The organism is Chromohalobacter marismortui, from assembly GCF_004364315.1.
GTDB classification, from domain to species: domain Bacteria; phylum Pseudomonadota; class Gammaproteobacteria; order Pseudomonadales; family Halomonadaceae; genus Chromohalobacter; species Chromohalobacter marismortui.
Window position 1 is genome coordinate 88,621 of sequence record NZ_SOBR01000005.1, and the last position, 15,548, is coordinate 104,168.

Sequence of the window (15,548 nt, forward strand, 5' to 3'; positions counted from 1 at the left end):
CGCAGCCCGGCGAGGCACGCACCGGCGTGCCTCGCTATACCGTTCGGCATGGTCCGACAGCCGGTGCTTCCTCCCCGCCTGCCTCCTTTTCTATTCCTCTGCCGTCTTACGCCAATCGCGGGCTCGGTCGCCGCCACCTGCAAAATCCCGCATTCCTTGCCATACTCATCATCACGTATTCACTAGCCACCATACGATAAGCCCGCGACACATCTAGTGGCGCGGGCGCGATACCCAAGAGGCGACGGTCATGGCACACCCACTCAAGGATGACGAACTGCACGGCAAGCAGGGCAAACACGATGCACCCGGCGGCGGCTGGCAGTCGATCCGGGCCACCGAGACGCATTTCCTGCGCGAGAAAGTGCCCTTCAAGGGCAACGCCTTGATGCTCAAGATCAATCAGCCCAAGGGCGGGTTCGAGTGCCCGAGTTGCGCCTGGCCCAATCCGGCCAAACCCGGCCCGGCGGAGTTCTGCGAGAACGGTGCCAAGGCAGTGGCGTGGGAAGCCACGGCGGCACGCACCACGCCGGAGTTCTTCGCCAGCCACACGGTTTCCGAGTTGCTCGACTGGTCGGATCATGCCCTCGAGAAGCAGGGCCGCCTGACCCACCCGATGCGCTACAACGCCACCACGGACAAATACGACCCCATCGACTGGGAAACCGCCTATCGCGAGATCGGCGAGCGCGTCGCGTCCTTTGACCCGACGCGCGTCGAACTCTACACCTCGGGACGCACCTCCAACGAGGCCGCCTTTCTATGGCAGCTCTACGGGCGGATGATCGGCACCCACAACTTCCCCGACTGCTCCAACATGTGCCACGAGACCACCACCGTGGCGCTGCCGCAGAGTATCGGCGTGGGCAAGGCGACCACCACGCTGGAGGACTTCGAACACGCCGACTGCATCTTCCTGTTCGGCCAGAACGCCGGCACCAACAGTCCGCGCATGATGGGCCTGCTCCACGAGGCGCGCCTGCGTGGCGCCGAGGTCATCACCTTCAACCCGCTGCGCGAGCGGGCACTGGTCAAGTTCGCCAACCCCCAGACGCCCAGGGACATGCTCACCAATCACGGCGTGCCGATCAGCTCGCAGTATCATCAGGTGCGCATCGGCGGCGACATCGCCGCGATCCAGGGCATCTGCAAGCGCATCCTCGAGGTCGACGACGAAGCCCGCGACAAAGACGGTGAGCGCGTCATCGATCATGACTTCATCGATATGCACACCGAGGGCTTCGCGAGGTTTGCCGATCACTGCCGCAACCTGCCGTGGGAGCGTATCGAGCGCCACAGCGGTCTCGAACGAGCGGCGCTCGAGCAAGCCGCCGCGGCCTGGATGAAGGCCGAGCGGGTGATCTGCTGCTGGGGCATGGGCATCACCCAGCACATGCGTGGCGGCGACAATGTCCACCAGCTTCTCAACCTGCTGCTGATGGGTGGCCATATCGGCCGGCGCGGCGCCGGCGCCTGCCCGGTGCGCGGCCATTCCAACGTCCAGGGGGACCGTACCGTGGGCATCTTCCACAAGTCCGGCGAGGCGTTCCTGGCGAAGATGGACGAGATCTTCGGCATCGACTGCCGTCGCGAACACGGCCACGACGTGGCGCTCTGCTGCGAGGCCATCCTGCGCGACGAGGTGGACGCCTTCCTCGGCATGGGCGGGAACTTCTTCCGCGCAATTTCGGATCAGGCCCGCGTCGCCGCCCGCGTCAAGCACATTCCGCTCACCGTGCAGATCGCCACCAAGCTCAACCGCAGCCACCTGATCCACGGCAAGGCGGCCTACCTGCTGCCGGCGCTGGCCCGCACCGAGAGGGACATTCAGGCCGGCGTCGAGCAGACCATCACCATCGAAGATGGCATGTGCAACGTGCAAGCCTCGACCGGCGCACTGGCGCCGGCGTCACCGCATTTACGGTCGGAAGTCGCCATCGTCGCCGGGCTAGCGCGTGCCACACTCACGCCCAATCCCAAGGTCGACTGGGAATGGCTCGCCGAAGATTACGCCCGCATCCGCGACAAGATCGAAGCGACCCAGCCGGACACCTTCTACGACTTCAATGCCCGGCTCGCCGCGACCGGGGTGTTCCATCTCGATATCGCCGCCCGCGATCGAATCTGGAACACCGATTCCGGCAAGGCGCACTTTCTTTTCCCCGAAGAGCACTTGACCGAGGATGAGTCCACGCCCGATGACACGCATTTTCAGTTGCTCTCGATCCGCGGCCATGACCAGTACAACACCACCGTGTATTCGTACGACGATCGCTACCGGGACATTTACGGCACCCGCATGGTGCTGATGATGAACCCCGCCGACATCGAGAAGCACCGTTTCGAGGCCGGCAACAAGGTCACGCTGAAAGCGGTGAGCGACGATGGCATCGAACGTCGGGTCTCGGGCTTCAAGATCATCGCCTATGACCTGCCGCAGAACTGCCTCGGTGCCTACTACCCTGAGGTCAACGATCTCATCCCCGTCGGCAACCGGGACCAGCAGAGCAACACCATCGCCGGCAAGTCGATCCCGGTGACGCTCGCGTTGATGAGCACGCAGGAAGTGGAAGCGGAAACCGGCCTGCTCGCCACAGGCTGAGCGCACCTAGACCGCCACGTTCGAGGTCGCGACACCCCTCGAGCGTGGCGGCATGACGTTTTCCATCATGCCGAGTGCAGAAAATTCCTGCCTCTCGCGCATCTTTTTCATCGTGACCCGATGCTATTTTTAAAACACTAAAAATACACTTTAGATTAAATCTGCAACACATTAGAACCAATATAATCATTATTGACATAAACTCTCACACCCCCTTAAATAAAAATATAATTAAATTCCAAGGGGCAGGGCGATGCAGCAACTCAAAGAGCAACAAGACGACAATGTATTCATACTTCTCGAAAACACGCGTTGCTCGAGCGGCCATCGTGCTTCGTTATTGTTCGAACGCCCTGAATACGAAGTCATCTGTTACCGCAACGACGCCCTGCAGGGTGCGCTGCGCGAGCTCGATGAGTTACGTGGGCAAGGCTATTATGTCTGCGGCTATCTCGCCTACGAAGCGGGTTACGCGCTTGCCGACAAGCCGGATTTCAAGTTTTGCAAGCGCGCCCATAGCGATACCCCACTCATGCATTTCTATGCGTTTCGCGATGTACGCCGCTTGTCGCAGCACCAGGCCAGCCGATTTCTCGAAGCGCACACACACGACACGACACCGGCGGCTCTTCGCCACCTGACTCTCAACGCACGACGCGAAGAATACCTCGATAATATCGACAAGATAAAATCCTATATTCGCGAAGGCGATACTTACCAGGTCAATTACACACTTAAATATCGCTTCGAATACCAGGGTGCCCCCATCGCGCTGTATCGCAAACTGCGCAGTCGCCAAAAAGTCGAGTTCGGCGGATTGCTCAATTTTCCCGAATACTCGGTACTCTCATTATCACCGGAACTCTTTCTGCGCAAGCAAGGCACGGCACTCGAATCCAAGCCCATGAAAGGCACCTTCCCGCGCGGCGCCTCGGTCGAAGAGGATACCGATATTCTCGACACGATGCGCCACGACATGAAGACACGCTCCGAAAACGTGATGATCGTCGATTTGCTGCGCAACGACGTTAGCCGCGTCGCCTCGCCAGGCTCCGTGGCGGTCAAGAATCTGTTCGAGATACAGACATTCGAGACACTGCATCAGATGATTTCCACGGTGACCGGCAGGATCGCTCCCGATGCCAGGATCGAGCATATCTTCCGCGAACTGTTTCCGTGCGGCTCGATTACCGGTGCGCCCAAGATACGTACGATGCAGATCATCGAAGAGCTGGAACGCGAACCGCGCGGCGTCTATACCGGCGCAATCGGCTACCTGACCCCTAACAACGATTTCTGTTTCAACGTGCCCATCCGCACCTGCATCGCATATGCCAACGGTCACGCGGAGATGGGCATTGGCGGCGGCGTGCTTCATGAGTCCGACCCCGAGGCCGAATACGCGGAATGCCTGCTCAAGGCACGTTTCTTGAGCGGGCTCAATCAGGACCTGCAGCTCTTCGAAACGATGCGCTATTCCAACGCCGAGGCGCGCATCGAGCATCTCGAGAACCATCTGCAGCGTCTGACGCGCTCGGCGCACGATTTGCATTTCGCCTTCGAAGGGCCACGCGTGCGACATGCGCTCGACGAGGCCATCGACGGACTCGGTCACGACACAAGGGTGCGCCTGTCCCTGGCCCATGATGGCCAGTTCGACATCGTCACCACGCCGCTAGGGCCCGAGAGCGAAGCGCCGTCGGCAGCGCAACTAGGCATGAGTACCCATATCATCGATCAGCATGCCTTCCTGCTGCATTACAAGACCAGCGCACGCGATGTCTACGACAGCGAGTATCGGAGACATCAAGAGCAAGGCGATTACGACGTCGCCTTCCTCAATCGAGAAGGCCGCGTAACCGAAGCCAGCCGTCACAACTTGTTCATCGAAAAGGATGGCATGCTGCTGACACCACCGCTCGACGAAGGCGTGCTTCCCGGCATCGCCCGCGAAACGCTCATCGCAGCGAGTTGCGAGCGCTGTTGCGAGCGCCCGATCACACCGCGGGATCTACTCGATGCCGACGCCATATGGCTCACCAACGCGGTGCGTGGCGTCGTTCCCGTCATGCTCAGCGAACAAGCCATACACACCCTGACTGCCTGGGTCGGCCAGGAGGCAACCTATGCTGTGTCTCATTGATAACTACGATTCGTTTACTTACAACATCGTGTCCTACCTCAACCAATTGGGTACTCAGCCCTGGATCGTCAAGAACGATGCGATGACGCTGGATGAGCTGGCAGACCACGCCATAGAGGGCATTCTGATCTCGCCGGGCCCCTGCACGCCATCGCAGTCCGGCATCACCCTCGAGGTCATCAAGGCCTACGCGGGCAAGGTCCCGATTCTGGGCATCTGTTTGGGCCATGAAGCGATTGCCGAAGCATTCGGGGGACATATCGCACATGCACGCGAGGTCATGCACGGCAAGGTGTCACTCGTTAATCACGACGGCCGCGGCGTGTTCACCGGCGTCAGCCAACCGGTGCGCGTGACCCGCTACCACTCGCTGATCGTCACCCGCCAGTGCATGCCGGCCGACTTCGAGATCAGCGCCTGGACCTGTGACGCCGAGGGCAACATCGAGGACGTCATGGGCATTCGTCACCGCCACCTGGATATCGAAGGCGTGCAGTTTCATCCCGAGTCCATCCTCACCGAGCATGGCCATCTCATGCTGGCGAACTTCCTCCGCCGACTCGAACGACATCACCCACCGCTAGAGCGAGTGGCTGGTTTCTAGATAGCTCTTTCAAGGAAAGCGCCACATGTACACCACTACCGCCCACCCAACGAAGGCCAGCGAAAGCGAGATCCTCGCGCGCCTCACCGAGAGCTGGAACCAGCGCGTCGCGGTGCGCAAGACACGACTCGATCTGAGCGAATATTACGACACCCGCGCGCCGGATTTTCCGCCATCGATGGTGCCCTTCTGGGACGATCCGCGTTTTCAGGCCATCGACGACGCCGACAAACGCCGCATGCTGGCCGGCGCCTGGATCAACTACAACGAGAAGACGATCTTCGTCGAGGACAAGATCATCAACCCCATGTGCTCGCTGCTGCTGCAGGATGCGTTGCCCGGCGTAGGCGATAGCGTCACCAAGAAGGCCATCGCCCAGACGCAGGTCGACGAGCAGTTCCATATCCTGATGTGTCTGGAAGTCTGCGACTGCGCGCGTCGCCAGCACCGCCTCCAGGACCTGCGCATTCCCACGCCGCTGCTCGAGCAACGCATGGAGACAGCGCTTTCCAAGGCGGACAACGAACGTGAGTTCGCACTGATCCGCATGGCCTACGCCACTGTGGCCGAGATGACCATTAACGTGTTTTTGAAACGTCTTTCACAGGATCGCAGCATCCAACCACTCAACCGTCTGAACACCGAACTTCACCGCCAGGACGAAGCCTCGCATGCGGCCATTTTCGGTGAGCTCGCCCGTGCCGTTTACGAGCGTCTCGGGGCCGGACAGCAAGCCATCTTTCGGGCCCACTTGCTACGCGCCATCGACGACTTCATCGAACTCGACGTGGGATTCTGGCGCGCCATTCTCGACTACCTGGCGATTCCCGAACGCGAGAGCATACTGCGCGACATGGCCTCGAAGAGCCGCACGAAGCGCTCACTTCGCGATTACAGCGCACTGGTCAAACTGTTGCGGCAGATCGGCATTCACGAGGGATCGAGCGTCGTTTTCCAATAACACGGCACCCCGCGACAGGAGACCATGCCTTGGCGCACCCAGGCGCCAAGGCATGGTGGCTGACGACATAGTGGAAGCAAGGCTGAGCGCCGGCTCAGCGCGCGTGGAATTCTCGTCCGGCCAGGGTCGGGGCGATCACGCCTGCACGCACCACGAAGTCGCCGAAGGGCTCGCCCGCCTCGCGTTCGGTGGCGTAACGCTGGATCAATGGCGTGAGCTCCTCGAGAATGGTCGCCTCGTCGATGTTCTCGCGGTAGAGCTTGTTGAGGCGCTCACCGGCGAAACCGCCCCCTAGATAGAGGTTGTAACGTCCCAGGGTCTTGCCCACGAAGCCGATTTCCGCCAGATAAGGCCGTGCGCAGCCGTTGGGGCAACCCGTCATGCGCACCACGATGGCGTCGTCGTCGAGTCCCGCGTCATGCATGATCGCGTCCAGACGGTCGATCAGCGAGGGCAGGTAGCGTTCGCTTTCGGCCATCGCCAGACCGCAGGTGGGGAAGGCCACACAGGCCATCGCATGACGACGCAGCGGCGTCGCCTCGACCGTCATCCGGTAGCGATCCAACAGCTCGTCGATGATCTCGCACCGCGTCTCGGGAACCTGGGTGATGATCAGGTTCTGGTTGGTGGTCAGCACGATATCGCCATCGTGCGCCTGGGCGATCTCGCGCATGCCCGTCATGAGCTGCGGCCCGCCATCGACATCCGCCAGGCGTCCGTTCTGAACGAACAATCCGTAATGCCAGAGACCGTCATCGCCCTGATACCAGCCGAGTCGGTCGCCGTTATGGGTGAGCGGCAACTCGCGAGCCGGCGACAATGCTTCCTCCAGATACTCCTCGACGCGCTCGCGAAAGCCCTCGACACCCAGCGCTTCGACGGTATATTTGAGACGCGCCTGCTTGCGGTCTTGACGATTGCCGTGATCGCGCTGCACCAGCATGATCGCCTCCGACACGGCAGCCACACGATCAGGCGTACAGTAGCCGACGATGTCGGAAAGCCGCGGGAAGGTCGCGGGCTCCCCATGCGTCATGCCCATGCCGCCCCCGATGCAGACATTGAACCCCTGTAGCTCGCCCGCCTGGACGTCGGCGATGAAGCCGACATCGTGGGCGAAGACATCGACATCGTTTTCAGGCGGAATCGCCAGCGCGACCTTGAACTTGCGCGGCAGATAATGCCGCGTATAGAGCGGCTCGACCTCGTCGTCGGTTTCCTGGGGGCCCCCCGCCACGCGCTCCTCGCCGAGGAAAATCTCGTGATACGCCCGAGTGCGCGGCAGCAGGCGAGTGCTGACCTCATGCGCGAGGTCATAGACCTGACGATGTACCGCAGAGCGGTGTGGGTTGGCGGTGCAGATCACATTGCGATTGACGTCGCCACAGGCGGCGATGGTGTCCATCATGGCCTTGTCCAGCGCCTGCAGGTGCCCGCGCAGGTGTTCCTTGAACACGCCGTGATACTGAAAGGTCTGACGCGTGGTGATGCGCAGCGTGCCATTGGCATAACGCTTGGCGTTATCGTCCAGCGTCAGCCACTGCTCAGGGGATACGCGCCCACCGGGCAGGCGCAGACGCACCATGAACGAATACAACGGTTCCAGCTTGCGATGGCGACGGTCGTCGCGTACATCGCGGTCATCCTGCTGATAGAAGCCATGGAACTTGGTCAGCTGCGTATCCGCCTCGTTGACCGCGCCGGTGGCGCGGTCCGCCAGGCTCTCTTCGAGAGTGCCGTAAAGATAGTGACTCTCGACCTTGAGTCGTTCATTGGGGTGCAGCTCGTCGAGCGACACGTCACGCATCTTGGCGATGATATCCATGTCGGCCTCCTCAATAGACGTCGCGCTGATAGCGCTTTTGCTGCTGCAAGTCACGCAGGTACTCGGCAGCGGCTTCTTCGTCATGCCCACCCTGCTCGCGAATCACATCGAGCAAGGCCTGGTGGACGTCCGGCGCCATGCGCTCGGCATCGCCGCACACGAAGACATAAGCCCCGGCCTGCAACCAATCATAGAGGGTGGCGGCCCGTTCGCGTAGACGATCCTGCACATAGACCTTGTCCTGCTGGTCGCGGGAAAACGCCACGTCGAGCCGTGTCAGCAATCCCATCTTGCGCCATTGCAGCCATTCGGCCTGATACAGGAAGTCGCTGCGCCGTCGCCGGTCGCCGAAGAACAGCCAGTTGTCGCCGCTCGCACCGCGCGCCTCGCGTTCCTGCAGAAAGGCCCTGAACGGTGCCACACCCGTGCCGGGGCCGATCATCACGATGGGCGCTGCGTCATCGTCGGGTAGCTTGAAGTGCTTGTTGTGATCGATGTAGATCGGCACCTGATCGCCGGGACTGACACGGTCAGCGAGGTAGGTCGTCGCTACGCCGCCGCGCACGCGGCCATGGGTTTCATAGCGCACGACGGCCACCGTGAGATGCACTTCATCGGGCGACGCGGCCTGGCTCGAGGCAATCGAGTACAGGCGCGGCGGCAGCTTGCGCAATGCGCGGATGAAGGTATCCGCCTCCAAGCCTTCGACCGGAAACTGCTCCAGCACATCGATGATATGCCGTCCCTGCAACCACTCGCGCAATTCGTCGCGCGACTCTTCATCGAGCAGGCGGCGCAGCTCGGCATCGTCGCTGATCTCGGCCCAGTGGTTGAGAAAAGGGCGCGTCAGGGTGGTGACTTCGAAATCGTTGAGCAAGGCATCGCGCAGTTGGCGTCCTTCCTCGAACGGCGCCTCGCCATCCAGTCGCAAGGCGGCCAACAGTTCATCGACATAGGAAGGATCGTTCTGCGGCACGATGCCCACCGCATCGCCCGGCTGATATTCCAGCCCCGATTCTTCCAGCGAGAGCTCGACATGCAGCGTCTGCTTATCGGAATCCTCGGTGTTGAGCGGCTGCATCTCCAGCACTTCCGCCTGGAAAGGCGTCGAACGTGAATAGGTCGCGGCCGCCGTACCACCGGCATCGGACGCCTGCGTCGGCGCCGCGCTCTCCGCGAGCGCGGCAAACGCCTCGAGCGTCGCGTCGACCCACTGGGTGGCGGTCTCTTCATAATCGACATCGGCATCGACCCGTGTGCATAGCCGCTGCGCTCCCAGGGCTTCGAGCCGCGAATCGAGCACCTTGCCGGACTCGCAGAAATACTCGTAGCTGGCATCGCCCAACCCCAGCACAGCGAAGCGATGGTCGTCACTCAAACGTGGCGCCTTGCGACCCGCCAGCAGCTCGTAAAAACCCAAGGCGCTATCCGGTGGGTCACCGTCGCCCTGGGTACTGACCACCGCCATCAGCCGGGTGGCCTGCTTGAGGTCCTGCTTACCGAAGGACGCCATATCCTTCAGCTCGACCTCGAGTCCCCTGGCACGCGCGCGCTCGGCCGCCTGTTCGGCCACACCTTCGGCATTGCCGGTTTGGCTGCCGAACAGCACGGTCAGCGGCTCACTGGGCGCCGAGGGCGGCGATTCAGCGACCACCGGCGCGTCGTGCGCATCCAGACCGGCCAGATAGCCCTGCAGCCAAGCACGCTGGCGGGCATCGAGATCGACCAGCGCATCATTGAGCCGTCGCGCCTGATCGGCGCTGAGGGGGCTGTTCGATTCGGACAAGCGTCCTTGCGACATTGGACCTCTCATCGTTGCGTAAATGCTCGGAAAACCAAGGCTTCTAGCCTAGCAAGTCTGAAAAGAATGAAAAATTCTAAAACGCGATTTTTATATTCTTTAAACGACTAAAAGGCCTGACCACGGGACTGAACTATCGTTCGCCTGCAAACCTCCTGGCCTTCATAGTGCCAACTCTCTAGACTAGGTTCATATCTTGAATGCCTCACCACCCAAGGAGACACCATGAGCGACTCTGCCGTCACGACTCAATGGATCGATATCACTTCCCACGACGGTCAGACCTTCAAGGGTTACCTGGCCCTGCCACCTGCCGGCAAGGGCCCCGGTATCGTGCTGATTCAGGAAATCTTCGGCGTCAATGCCCACATTCGCAGCGTGGCCGAACAATACGCCCAGGACGGCTATGTGGTGCTCGCACCGGATGTGTTCTGGCGTCAGGAGCCGGGCGTCGAACTTGCCTATGAAGGTACCGACATGGACAAGGCCTTCAAGCTCGTCGGCGATATCGACTTCACGGTAGCCGTCAAGGACCTGGCCAGCACCACCCAGGCCTTGCGACAGCGCGGCGAGTGCGACGGCGACGTCACTGCCATCGGCTACTGCATGGGCGGCATTCTCGCCTATCTCGCCGCCATCGAGTCGGGCGTCGACCGCGCGGCGAGTTTCTACCCCGGCGGCATTCACAAGCACCTGGACAAGGCGCCGCGCCTCGACGTGCCGGTACAGTTCCATTTCGCCGGTAACGACGGGCATATCCCCGCCGCGACCGTCGATCAGGTTCGCGCCACCTTCGCCGACCGCGACGACGTCACCATCCACGTCTACGACGGAGCCGACCACGGTTTCAACTGCTGGGCTCGCAGCGCCTACCACCGCCACGCCGCGGCACTCTCCCACGGCCGCACCCTGGTCTTCCTGGAAGGACAAGGCTGACCGCTGCACTCCCCCACGAGCGCGAGGCTCCTACGCCGTGGGCCTCGCTGACCCATGAGGGGTTATTCTCTGCGCAACGCCTACTCGCGCACCCCAGTATCGCTGACTGGATATCCCAGGGCATCGCCGAGCCCTGGGTCGACGAGCCCCATGAACAGGATTGCCGTCGCGGCCGGCGCGTCCTTGCAGATCGCCGCGCATAATCCCCCCTCCCGTACCGCTCACCGAGCGGTGCGGCCTTCCAGAGCGACTCGGTGATAGACGAACGCCTTGTTTCATCATCTAGAACACCCACATCTTCGCCGCCGCCTCGGACACGCCTACTTCGCCCCTTCTAATCCCAATATATAACTTTAAAAACAATAACTTAACACATTACGTCCCACGCCGAACATGACCTCGTGTAACACGAGGCCAATGAAGACATGCTCGCTCGGCATGGCGCCGCGCACCGGAACGTGGCCGGCAACATCATGAGATGACTTCTCATTTACATTTGTTCTCGTTTACTATTCCACGCGTTTCAGTGAAAGACACCTTTGCGCGAGATCAAACCAGCACGGTAGTAACCACTAGTGCGGTATTTACCATTAGGAGCCTCTCATGACCTCTCTACGACGCCTTTGCATGGCGGCGGCCGGCATCGCCGCGCTATCCGCGACACTCCCGGCTAACGCCAACTCTTTGGAGACCGCGTTCGGTACGGTGGAGGTCGATGACGCCCCTTCACGTGTCGTCACGCTCTATACCAACGCGTTGGATACCGCACTGACGGCGGGCGTGGCCCCATTGGGAGCGGTCGCTACCCGAGGCGGTGACGGCGTCGCGCGTTACCTCACCGAGGAGGCCGGGGACATCGATATCGTCGGCACGCCGCGGGAAACCAATATCGAAGCCGTGGCGGCGCTCAAGCCAGATGTCATCCTGGCTTCGCCGCGACTGCCCGAGGCTCAGTACGAGCTGCTATCGCGCATCGCACCGACCGTGGTGCCGGATGTCGCCCCCTATCAAATGGATAGCTGGGAGAATGAGGCACGAGTCTATGGCGAGGCACTCGGGCGCAGCGACGCCATCGATGACGCCATCGCCGAGGTCAATGCCAAGGCCGAGACGTTGAGCGAACGTCAGAACGGTTCTCCGACCGCCAGCCTGATTCGCTGGATGCCGCAAGGCGCCATCGTCATGGCACCGCAAATCTTCTCCAACACACTACTCAGCAAAAGCGGTTTTGCGGTCGACGATGGCGGTACCGTCAAGGATGGGCGCCCGCACAGCGATCCGTTGAGTCTCGAAAACCTCTCGCGGATCGACAACGACTATCTGTTCCTGGCCACGCTGAACGCCGAAGGTGATGAGGCGTACGCAGCCGCCAAGCAGTCGCCGGCCTTCGAACGCCTCGACGTCGTGCAACAGGACCACGTCATTACTGTCGACGGCCAGCTATGGACCAGCGCGTCCGGACCGATGGCGGCAAAGGCAATCCTCGACGATATCGCCTCCGCCATGGATGCGGCCCAATGATGGCGTCCACGGATGCCTAAGCACTTGATGATAACGATGACCTCATGCGTGTCCTGACTCATTGTCTGTCATTCGGCAAGCCACGCTCATTGATCGGCCTGTGGCTCGGTCTGACCGGCTTGCTGACCGCCATCGCGCTGTTGAGCTTGCTGTACGGGGCCGGTGACGTCGGCCCTGCACGCGCCTGGCAGGCGCTGCAGAACTTAGGCACCGCCGCCTCATACGATAGCGAAGCCCGTTTCGTAACCGCCGAGCTACGCGCGCCCCGGCTGTGGATCGGCCTGGTGGTAGGCGCCGCCCTCGGCATCGCGGGGGCGTTGCTGCAGGCCGTGACGCGCAACCCGCTGGCGGAGCCCGGGCTGCTGGGCGTCAGCGCAGGGGCTGCCTTCGCCGTGACGTTGGCCATTTTGTGGGGAGCGGATGCCGCCACGCTTCGCGTCTCGGTCGCCCAACTTGGCGCATTGGGCGGATGCTTGTGCGTGCTGGCCGCCGCGCGACTGCAAGGCATCGGCAACGACCCTGTCCGCCTCATCCTCGCCGGGGCCATCCTGTCGGGCTTGTTGCACTCGCTGTCGTCGCTGATCCTGCTCTACGATCAATACACCGCAGACGAAATTCGCTTCTGGGTGGTGGGCAGCCTCGCCGGCCGCCAACTCGACGACCTGGTGCCACTATTCCCCAGTCTGGCAGTGGCCGCGTTGCTGACCGTCATTCTCGCGCGCCCGCTCGCGGCACTGGCACTCGGCGAGCACGTCGCCATCGGGCTGGGGCATCATCCTCGCATCGTGCGCCTGCTGGTGATCGTGGTCGTCGCCCTGCTGGTGGGCGGCGCTACTGCCGCGGCCGGCCCCATCGCCTTCGTGGGGCTGGTAGTGCCCTTCGCCGCGCGCGCGCTGGCCGGCCCCGACATTCGGCGCACGCTATGGCTGTGCTTGCCACTGGGCCCTATCGTGGTTGTCAGTGCGGATATCGTCTCGCGGCTCGTGGTGCCGCCTTCCGAACTCCCGCTGGGCGTGCTCACGGCGCTGATCGGCGCGCCCGTGCTGATCGGCGTGGTGCGTGGCCGCCGGCTGCCAACGCTATAGGCCGCACATGTCCGACGCTTCATTCACGACACCTTCCGCAGGCCACGCCATGACGTCCCCCATCGACGCTCCGAGCTCTGTGCGACAGGACAAGTACTACCTCGCGTTGCCGCTGGGCCAGCGCTCCCCGCTGCGCGTGATCGTCGACAAGCGCAACCTGCTCGTCAACCTGCTGCTGTTAGGGCTCCTGATACTGCTGGCAGGCATCTCACTGAATACCGGCAGCGCCGCGTCGCTATCGCTGCCGGCGACGCTGCGCGCCTTGTTCGGAGAAGGCGATCCGCTCGACATCTTCGTGATCCGCGACCTGCGTCTGCCACGCGTGGTTGCCGGCATCGCCACCGGAGGCGCCTTTGCCCTGGCCGGCTGCCTGATGCAGACCGTCGCGCGCAACCGCCTGGCCACGCCAGGCATCGTCGGCCTCGATAATGGCGCCACCGCCTTCGCCGTAGCCTCCGTGGTGGGCACCGGCATCAGCCTGGCGCCACCGGCCATGGCCTTGACCGGCGCCGCCGTCGCCGCGGCACTCACCTTCGGCTTGACGGGCCGCATCGGTGTGCGCGGGTATCGCTTTCTGGTCGCCGGCATCGGCGTCGGTGCCGTCTTTGGCGCCATCACCCAACTCATGCTGACGCGGGTCTCCATCGATGCCGCCAATGCGGCCTATCCATGGACGGTGGGCAGTCTCAATGCCCGCCCCGATCACGCGGTGCTGAGCCTGTCGCTGGCCCTGCTGCCCGCGTTGCTGGCTGGCATATGGCTGACCCGCTCGCTCACCGTATTGCGACTTTCCGATGCCGTCGCCATCGGTCTGGGCATCGCGGCGGGACGCTGTCGGATGGCCGCCCTGAGCGTCGCGGTGATTCTCCCCGGGCTGGCCGTGGCGGTGGCGGGACCGGTGGGCATGGTGGCGTTGATCGGCCCGGAGTTTGCGCGTCAGCTCAGTGCCAGGAACACCGTTCCCGTGCTCGGCGCGACCCTCGCCGGGGCGGTGGTCATGGTGGCTGCCGACCTGCTCGGGCGCGTACTGCTCGCCCCCATCGAGATCCCGGTGGGCATCGTCACCGCGTTGATCGGCAGCCCATTGCTGCTGTGGATACTCTTGAACCCCAATGCCAGGACGACCCCATGACCCAAGAGGCTTTCATTTCCACGTCCGCCGATCACGACAGCGCCCCGGACATCGCGACGCAGGGGCTATCGCTTGCCTATGGCAACGTATCCGTCATCGAGGAGCTGGAGCTACGCCTCCCTGGCGGGCAGGTCACGGCCATCGTGGGCCCCAACGGCTGTGGCAAGTCGACCTTGCTGTCGGGGATGTCGCGCTTGCTCAAGCCGCGCGCGGGCACGGTCTTGCTCGATGGCGCGGACATTCAGCGCCTGCCGAGCCGCCAACTGGCCAAGCGCCTGGCGCTGCTGCCGCAACAGCCCCATGCCCCCGAGGCATTGACCGTCGCCGAACTGGTACGTTTCGGCCGACATCCGCATCAGAGCTGGCTGCGTCAATGGTCTCCCGAGGACAAACGTGGCGTCGACGAAGCGCTCGAGCTGACGGGGCTGACGACGCTTGCCGAGCGTCCGGTGGATGCGCTCTCAGGCGGTCAGCGCCAACGCGCATGGATCGCCATGGCCATCGCCCAGCAGACCTCGACGCTGTTGCTCGACGAGCCCACCTCGGCGCTCGACCTCGGCCATCAGGTCGAAGTCTACGAGCTCATCCGATCGCTTACCACGACGGGCAAGACCATCGTCATGGTCATCCACGACTTGATCGGCGCCTGTCGCTACGCCGATCACCTGATTGCCATGCACCAAGGTCGAATTCTCGCCGAGGGGCCGCCGCACGAAACGGTCACGACCGATCTAGTACGACGGCTGTATGGTGTCGATTGCACACTGATGACCGATCCCGCCACCGGCGCACCACTGCTCACCAACGTGCGCCGCACGCGAGACGCCCTCGACGGCAGCGCGACCTAGCCGCCCCTATCGCCAGCGCACGTCTCTGGCTACCATCATCACGCCAGCGGTCCGCCCGGGTAATACGCCCGGCGCTGCACTCTTCATGAT

General features: G+C 62.5%; 11 protein-coding genes. 9 read left to right on the top strand and 2 right to left on the bottom strand.

Features of this window, described 5'->3' with window-relative positions:
• Positions 1–250 precede the first annotated feature (250 nt).
• The 4 genes from C8E00_RS12140 to C8E00_RS12155 all read left to right on the top strand — a co-directional run bounded on the left by C8E00_RS12140 (position 251) and on the right by C8E00_RS12155 (position 6,310).
• A complete protein-coding gene (locus C8E00_RS12140; RefSeq protein ID WP_133697785.1) occupies positions 251–2,602 on the top strand; it encodes an FdhF/YdeP family oxidoreductase in 2,352 nt (783 codons plus the stop codon).
• 253 nt (positions 2,603–2,855) lie between these two features.
• A complete protein-coding gene (gene pabB / locus C8E00_RS12145) occupies positions 2,856–4,745 on the top strand; it encodes an aminodeoxychorismate synthase component I (RefSeq protein WP_133697786.1) in 1,890 nt (629 codons plus the stop codon).
• Positions 4,729–5,349: an anthranilate synthase component II gene (locus C8E00_RS12150; RefSeq protein WP_133697787.1), complete on the top strand. Its 621-nt coding sequence runs from the start codon at positions 4,729–4,731 to the stop codon at positions 5,347–5,349. Before pabB ends, C8E00_RS12150 begins: the two co-directional genes overlap by 17 nt.
• Before the next feature lie 25 nt (positions 5,350–5,374).
• Positions 5,375–6,310, top strand: coding sequence for a diiron oxygenase (locus tag C8E00_RS12155; protein ID WP_133697788.1), 936 nt, complete (start codon positions 5,375–5,377; stop codon positions 6,308–6,310).
• A 94-nt stretch (positions 6,311–6,404) separates the two neighbouring features.
• Here the strand turns inward: C8E00_RS12155 and C8E00_RS12160 are convergent, their stop codons facing one another.
• Positions 6,405–8,135 carry an NADPH-dependent assimilatory sulfite reductase hemoprotein subunit gene (locus C8E00_RS12160; RefSeq protein ID WP_133697789.1) on the bottom strand — a complete coding sequence of 577 codons (1,731 nt, stop codon included), beginning with the start codon at positions 8,133–8,135 and terminating at the stop codon, positions 6,405–6,407.
• A gap of 10 nt (positions 8,136–8,145) precedes the next feature.
• Positions 8,146–9,936: an assimilatory sulfite reductase (NADPH) flavoprotein subunit gene (locus C8E00_RS12165; RefSeq protein ID WP_133697790.1), complete on the bottom strand. Its 1,791-nt coding sequence runs from the start codon at positions 9,934–9,936 to the stop codon at positions 8,146–8,148.
• Between the two features lie 225 nt (positions 9,937–10,161).
• Here C8E00_RS12165 and C8E00_RS12170 point away from each other — a divergent pair, with 225 nt between their 5' ends.
• The 5 genes from C8E00_RS12170 (at position 10,162) to C8E00_RS12195 (ending at position 15,458) form a co-directional block, all read left to right on the top strand.
• On the top strand, positions 10,162–10,872 hold the full coding sequence (locus C8E00_RS12170; RefSeq protein WP_133697791.1) for a dienelactone hydrolase family protein: 711 nt from the start codon (positions 10,162–10,164) through the stop codon (positions 10,870–10,872).
• Positions 10,873–11,475: 603 nt separating this feature from the next.
• The gene (locus tag C8E00_RS12180) at positions 11,476–12,393 is read left to right on the top strand and encodes an ABC transporter substrate-binding protein (RefSeq protein WP_133697792.1); all 918 of its coding nucleotides are present in this window, start codon (positions 11,476–11,478) and stop codon (positions 12,391–12,393) included.
• Between the two features lie 44 nt (positions 12,394–12,437).
• Complete coding sequence (locus C8E00_RS12185; protein WP_133697793.1) at positions 12,438–13,478, top strand: FecCD family ABC transporter permease; 1,041 nt, start codon at positions 12,438–12,440, stop codon at positions 13,476–13,478.
• 49 nt (positions 13,479–13,527) lie between these two features.
• A complete protein-coding gene (locus C8E00_RS12190; protein ID WP_243833187.1) occupies positions 13,528–14,610 on the top strand; it encodes a FecCD family ABC transporter permease in 1,083 nt (360 codons plus the stop codon).
• Positions 14,607–15,458 carry an ABC transporter ATP-binding protein gene (locus tag C8E00_RS12195; protein WP_133697794.1) on the top strand — a complete coding sequence of 284 codons (852 nt, stop codon included), beginning with the start codon at positions 14,607–14,609 and terminating at the stop codon, positions 15,456–15,458. Before C8E00_RS12190 ends, C8E00_RS12195 begins: the two co-directional genes overlap by 4 nt.
• Positions 15,459–15,548: the final 90 nt, after the last annotated feature.

What these genes read in the sequence shown, in the direction of transcription:
- C8E00_RS12165 (WP_133697790.1), bottom strand. Translation starts at nt 9,936, where the DNA reads ATGTCGCAAGGACGCTTGTCCGAATCGAACAGCCCCCTCAGCGCCGAT.
- C8E00_RS12185 (WP_133697793.1), top strand. Translation starts at nt 12,438, where the DNA reads ATGCGTGTCCTGACTCATTGTCTGTCATTCGGCAAGCCACGCTCATTG.
- C8E00_RS12190 (WP_243833187.1), top strand. Translation starts at nt 13,528, where the DNA reads ATGACGTCCCCCATCGACGCTCCGAGCTCTGTGCGACAGGACAAGTAC.
- C8E00_RS12140 (WP_133697785.1), top strand. Translation starts at nt 251, where the DNA reads ATGGCACACCCACTCAAGGATGACGAACTGCACGGCAAGCAGGGCAAA.
- C8E00_RS12160 (WP_133697789.1), bottom strand. Translation starts at nt 8,135, where the DNA reads ATGGATATCATCGCCAAGATGCGTGACGTGTCGCTCGACGAGCTGCAC.
- C8E00_RS12195 (WP_133697794.1), top strand. Translation starts at nt 14,607, where the DNA reads ATGACCCAAGAGGCTTTCATTTCCACGTCCGCCGATCACGACAGCGCC.
- C8E00_RS12150 (WP_133697787.1), top strand. Translation starts at nt 4,729, where the DNA reads ATGCTGTGTCTCATTGATAACTACGATTCGTTTACTTACAACATCGTG.
- pabB (WP_133697786.1), top strand. Translation starts at nt 2,856, where the DNA reads ATGCAGCAACTCAAAGAGCAACAAGACGACAATGTATTCATACTTCTC.
- C8E00_RS12180 (WP_133697792.1), top strand. Translation starts at nt 11,476, where the DNA reads ATGACCTCTCTACGACGCCTTTGCATGGCGGCGGCCGGCATCGCCGCG.
- C8E00_RS12155 (WP_133697788.1), top strand. Translation starts at nt 5,375, where the DNA reads ATGTACACCACTACCGCCCACCCAACGAAGGCCAGCGAAAGCGAGATC.
- C8E00_RS12170 (WP_133697791.1), top strand. Translation starts at nt 10,162, where the DNA reads ATGAGCGACTCTGCCGTCACGACTCAATGGATCGATATCACTTCCCAC.